A 5,352-nucleotide genomic window follows, 5' to 3' on the forward strand; every position below is an offset into this window, starting at 1 on the left:
TCGCGAACACGTCAGTTGGGCGCTAGCCTCGGATACCTTGGAGTTCGTCGACCTGGAGGACGTCCCTGGCGTGTTCCGGGAACGGCTGCCGCGGATCGGCCTGGATTCGCTGCCGGAGCAGGGCGCGTGGCTGCCACCGTTCCGGCCGCTGATCTCGCTGCTGACCCCGCGTGGATGACAACTGCACAACCTGCAAAACACAGTGCGAGGGTCGGCGCAGATTCGGTAAGGAGTGTAAGTGTTCGCCTGGTGGGGTCGAACGGTATATCGCTACCGGTTCATCGTAATCGGGGTGATGGTAACGCTCTGCCTCGCCGGCGGGTTGTCCGGCATGAGTCTGGGCAAACACCTCACCCAAAGCGGCTTCTACGACGACGCCAGTGAATCGGTGAAAGCCTCGGTGCTGGCCGATGAGGTCTACGGCCGCGACCGCACCGGCCATATCGTGGCGGTCTTCCCCGCCCCCGAGGGGAAGACCGTCGACGACCCGGCCTGGTCGAAGAAGATCACCGGCGAACTCGACACCTTCGTCGATGACCACCCGGACCAGGTCATCGGATGGGCGGGCTATCTGCGCGCACCCGACTCGAAGAACCAGGTCGTCCAGGGCATGAAGACCGCCGACAAGAAGTACACGTTCGTATCCATCCCGCTCAAGGGCGATGACGACGACACCATCTTGAGCAACTACAAGGACGTCGAACCGGATCTGAGGAAGCTCGATGACGGCGCGGTCCAGCTTGCCGGACTGGAGCCGGTGGCCGACGCTCTTACCGGCACCATTGCCGACGACGAGAAGCGGATGGAAGTGCTGGCGCTACCGCTGGTCGCGGTGGTGCTGTTCCTGGTGTTCGGCGGTGTGGTCGCCGCCTGGCTGCCGGTGCTGGTCGGCGGCCTGAGCATCGCCGGTTCGCTGGGTATCCTGCGCCTCACCGCCGTGTTCGGGCCGGTGCACTTCTTCGCCCAGCCGGTGGTGACGCTGGTTGGTCTCGGGATCGCGGTCGACTATGCCCTTTTCGTGGTGAGCCGCTTCCGGGAGGAGATCGCCGAAGGCTACGACACCGAGGCAGCGGTGCGCCGCACGGTGATCACCGCCGGCCGCACGGTGACGTTCTCGGCGGTGCTGATCGCCGTATCAGCGGTCAGCATGCTGGTATTCCCGCTGGGCTTTTTACGGTCGCTGACCTACGCGATGATCGCCTCGGTCATGCTGTCGGCGATCCTGTCGATCACGATCCTGCCGGCCGTGCTCGGCATCCTCGGGGAACACGTCGACGCGCTCGGTGTGCGAACCCTGTTCCGGGTACCGTTCCTGGCGGACTGGAAGGTGTCCCGCGCATATCTGAACTGGCTGGCGGACCTGCTGCAGAGAACCAAGACCCGGCAAGAAGTCGAACACGAGTTCTGGGGGAAACTGGTCAACCGCGTGATGAAGCGGCCACTGCTGTTCGCCGTCCCCATCATCGCCGCCATGGTTTTGCTGATCGTCCCGCTCGGCAAAATCACGCTCGGCGGTTTCAGCGAGAAGTATCTGCCGCCGGGCAACCCGGTACGCCAGGCCCAGGAGCACTTCGACCGGCTCTTCCCCGGCTATCGCACCGAGCCGCTGACCTTGGTAGTCGTCAACGACGACCACAAGCCGGTCACCCAGGCGCAGCTCGCCGATATCCGCAACCGGGCGATGGCGATCAGCGGCTTCACCGACACCAACGGCGATCCGAGCGACATGTGGCAGGAACGCGCCTTCGCTGAAGGCGGGTCGAGGGATCCGTCGGTCCGGGTCATCCAGAACGGACTGGTCAACCGCAACGACGCGGCAAAGAAGGTCAGCGAGTTGCGCGCCATCCCCGTTCCCAGGGGGCTCAGTATTTTGGTGGGCGGCACCCCGGCGCTGGAGCAGGACTCGATTCACAGCATATTCGGCAAGTTCCCACTGATGCTGCTGATCCTGCTGACAACCACCATGCTGTTGATGTTCCTGGCTTTCGGATCGCTGGTGCTGCCGCTCAAAGCGACGGTGATGAGCACCCTCACGCTGGGCTCGACGATGGGCATCTTGACCTGGATCTTCGTCGACGGACACCTGTCGAAGCTGCTGAATTTCACGCCCACCCCGCTGTCCGCGCCGGTGATCGGAATGATCGTCGCGATCGTTTTCGGCCTGTCCACCGACTACGAGGTGTTCCTGGTCTCCCGGATGGTCGAGGCCCGTGAGAACGGCATGTCCACCGCGGAGGCCGTCCGCATCGGCACCGCGACCACCGGCCGCATCATCACCGCAGCCGCCGCGGTCCTTGCCGTGGTCGCCGGTTCGTTCGTCTTCTCCGAGCTGGTGATGATGAAATATCTGGCGTTCGGTCTGATGGCAGCGCTACTGCTGGACGCCACCGTGGTGCGAATGTTCCTGGTGCCGTCGGTGATGAAACTGCTCGGCGACGACTGCTGGTGGGCGCCCCGCTGGATGAAAATCGTCCAGAACCGGATCGGGCTGGGCGAGTTCAGCCTGCCCGACGAACACAAACGACCCGCCGTCCGTGGCTCGCACCCCAGGCAGGCACTGGCTGGCGCGGACGCGGCCACAACGACCGGGCGGAAACCTCCCGCGCCCCACGAGCCTGCCCACTCGGACGTGGAAGGGCCGGAGGGTTCCACGGCCGCCGGTGCGGTCACCCCGTCGGATGCGGGTACCACCCGGATACCGGTCCAGGACCCCGCTCGCGACCACCCAGAGCCCCCGACAACGCGCTTGCGCACCGCCGGCAGCACCCCCGATCGCGAAATCGAGTCCTGGCTGGGCGAGGTGCGCAGCGGTCCGGCGGTCACAGGCGACACAGACGACACAGACGACACAGACGACACAGACGACACAGACGACACTACCGCCATCCCGGCGCAGGACTGCGGGGGCACCCAGGACGCCACGGAGAAGCTGGCCGCCCAGCCGGAGTCCGGGAACGGCGCCGAGAAGCCCCGGCTGCGCCGCAGCAGCGGGGGTCTGAGCGCTGCGGAGTTGCTGCGGCGCGAAGGCCGGTACTGACCTAGCGACACCTAGCGGCAACCAGCCGATCAGCTTCGGGCTGCGGCGGACCGGCTGACGCCGATCAGCGTCCGCACCGCCCGGTCGGCAAAGGCGATCGTGGGCACTGCCAGCAGGGCGCCGACGATACCGGCCAGCATTCCGCCGGCGGCGATACCGAGCACCACCGCCAACGGGTGGATCGACACCGCACGCCCCATCACCAGCGGCTGCAACACATGCGTTTCGAGCTGGTTCACGGCGATGATCAGTCCCAGCGTGATCAGCGCGTAAACCCAGCCCTTGGCGATCAGGGCGACCAGCACCGCCAGGAGTCCGCTGAGCACCGCACCGACCAGCGGAATGAAGGCGCCCAGGAACACCAGCGACGCCAGTGGCAGCGCCAGCGGCACGGCCATGATCACCAGGCCGACGCCGACGCCGACCGCGTCGACCAGCGCCACCAGGAACGTCGCCCGCACGTACCTGACCAACGACTCGAACCCGGCGATGCCCGCGGCGTGCACCTTCTCGCGCACCTCGCCCGGGAAGATCTTGACGGTGAACCGCCAGATGTTGCGCCCGTCGTAAAGAAAGAAGATCACCGTGAACAGCGTCAGGAAAGCGCCGGTGACGATCTTGGTGATCGTTTCGGCCGTCGACAGCGCGCCGCTGGTCAGCTTGGCCTGATTGTTTCGCAGCGTGCCGATCGCGGTGTTGCCGGCGCTGTCGATCTGCTCTCGGCTGAGGTGCAGCGGGCCTTCGACCAGCCAGCGCTGGGTCGAGTTGATCACCTGGGCCACCTGCTCGACCAAGCCCGGAACACCATCGACGAACTCGTCGATCACGAAGCTCAAGATGCCGCTGAGGACGGCCAAACCGCCCAGCAGCAGCAGAAAAACCGCCAGCCCACGGGCCACCCCGTGCCGGTCCAGCCAGTCGACACCGCGCAGCAACAGCGCGGACAGCAGCAACGCCACCGCCAGTGGAACAAAGATCACCTCGAGGCGTCTGACGACCAGCAGCACCGCCACCACCGCGGCCAGCACAATCAGCAGCCGCCACGACCAAGCCGCCGCCCGGCGGACGATCGGATGAACAGACTCGCCTGCGTCGGTCATGCAACGCCCATCGCCTACGCCCATCACCTTGGACAAGGCGCCGGTACCCGTGCTGCCACAGCGACCATGAAACCATCTCGCACCGACGACAACCTGCAGCCACACCGACGACGAACCGTTGCCGTTGACGGCGCGGAGCACCTCAAATTCCGGTCGCGTAACGACGCGGTCACGTGTTCCGCGCGGGGGTAGTTATTCGGGCCTGCACGGCTACCCTAAAGCACGTGTCGTACGACGTGCACCTCCGCAATCGCGGGGCGCCGGAATGGTTGTCCCGCGAACGGGTGGGGCCCCCGGCTCGCAGTCGGTACTGGTGGGTCCGCTGGGTGATCATCGGCGTCGTCGCGGTCGTGCTCGCGGTCGAAGTCGTGCTGACCTGGGATCAGCTGGCCAAGGCGTGGCAGAGCCTCTACCGCGCCGACGGAGCGTGGCTGCTGGCAGCGGCCCTGGCAGCCGCCGCGTCGATGCACAGCTTCGCCCAGATACAGCGCACTCTGCTGCGCTCTGCCGGGGTGCACGTCAAACAGTGCCGATCCGAAGCCGCCATCTACGCCGCCAACTCGCTTTCCACCACACTGCCCGGTGGGCCGGTGCTGTCGACGACCTTCCTCTACCGGCAGCAGCGGCTGTGGGGAGCCTCCCCGGTGGTGGCGTCGTGGCAGTTGGTGATGTCAGGTGTGCTGCAAGCGGTTGGATTGGCGGTGCTCGGTCTGGGCGGCGCGTTCTTTCTCGGTGCCGAGGACAATCCATTCTCGCTGGCGTTCACTCTCGGCGGCTTCGTCGCGTTGTTGCTGCTCGCCAAGGCGGTCGCGTCGCGACCGGAGTTGATCGACGGCATCGGGGTCCGGGTCGTGTCCTGGGTCAACTCGGCGCGCGGCAAGCCGGCCGATACCGGCCTGGCGAAGTGGCGCCATTTGCTCACCCAGCTGGAGTCGGTTAGCCTCGGCCGGCGGAACCTGTCGGTGGCGTTCGGCTGGTCGCTGTTCAACTGGATCGCCGACGTCGCCTGCCTGGCATGCGCGGCCTACGCCGCCGGTGGTGACGCGTCGGTCGCAGGGTTGACGGTGGCCTACGCTGCCGCCCGCGCGGTCGGCACCATCCCGCTGATGCCGGGCGGTCTGCTGATGGTCGAAGCGGTGCTGGTGCCGGGGCTGGTGTCCAGCGGCATGTCGTGGCCCGACGCCATCTCGGCGATGCTGGTCTATCGGCTGATCA

Annotated in this window: 3 protein-coding genes and 1 pseudogene; 3 read left to right on the top strand and 1 reads right to left on the bottom strand. The window is 66.3% G+C overall.

Annotated elements, in window-relative coordinates; genetic code table 11:
* Positions 1-178: pseudogene (locus AC2VOP_RS09445) on the top strand (NYN domain-containing protein); the annotation flags it as partial.
* Positions 179-238: 60 nt separating this feature from the next.
* Positions 239-3,037, top strand: coding sequence for a trehalose monomycolate exporter MmpL3 (mmpL3, locus tag AC2VOP_RS09450; RefSeq protein ID WP_486960707.1), 2,799 nt, complete (start codon positions 239-241; stop codon positions 3,035-3,037).
* A gap of 29 nt (positions 3,038-3,066) precedes the next feature.
* On the opposite strand, the gene AC2VOP_RS09455 is transcribed toward mmpL3, so the two are convergent.
* The gene (locus AC2VOP_RS09455) at positions 3,067-4,137 is read right to left on the bottom strand and encodes an AI-2E family transporter (protein ID WP_486960708.1); all 1,071 of its coding nucleotides are present in this window, start codon (positions 4,135-4,137) and stop codon (positions 3,067-3,069) included.
* Positions 4,138-4,361: 224 nt separating this feature from the next.
* Between AC2VOP_RS09455 and AC2VOP_RS09460 the strand changes: the two genes are divergently transcribed.
* Positions 4,362-5,352, top strand: a 991-nt coding sequence (locus tag AC2VOP_RS09460; RefSeq protein WP_486960709.1) for a lysylphosphatidylglycerol synthase transmembrane domain-containing protein, incomplete at its 3' end; no start/stop codon positions are given.

Source organism: Mycobacterium sp. TH-M106 (assembly GCF_057473765.1).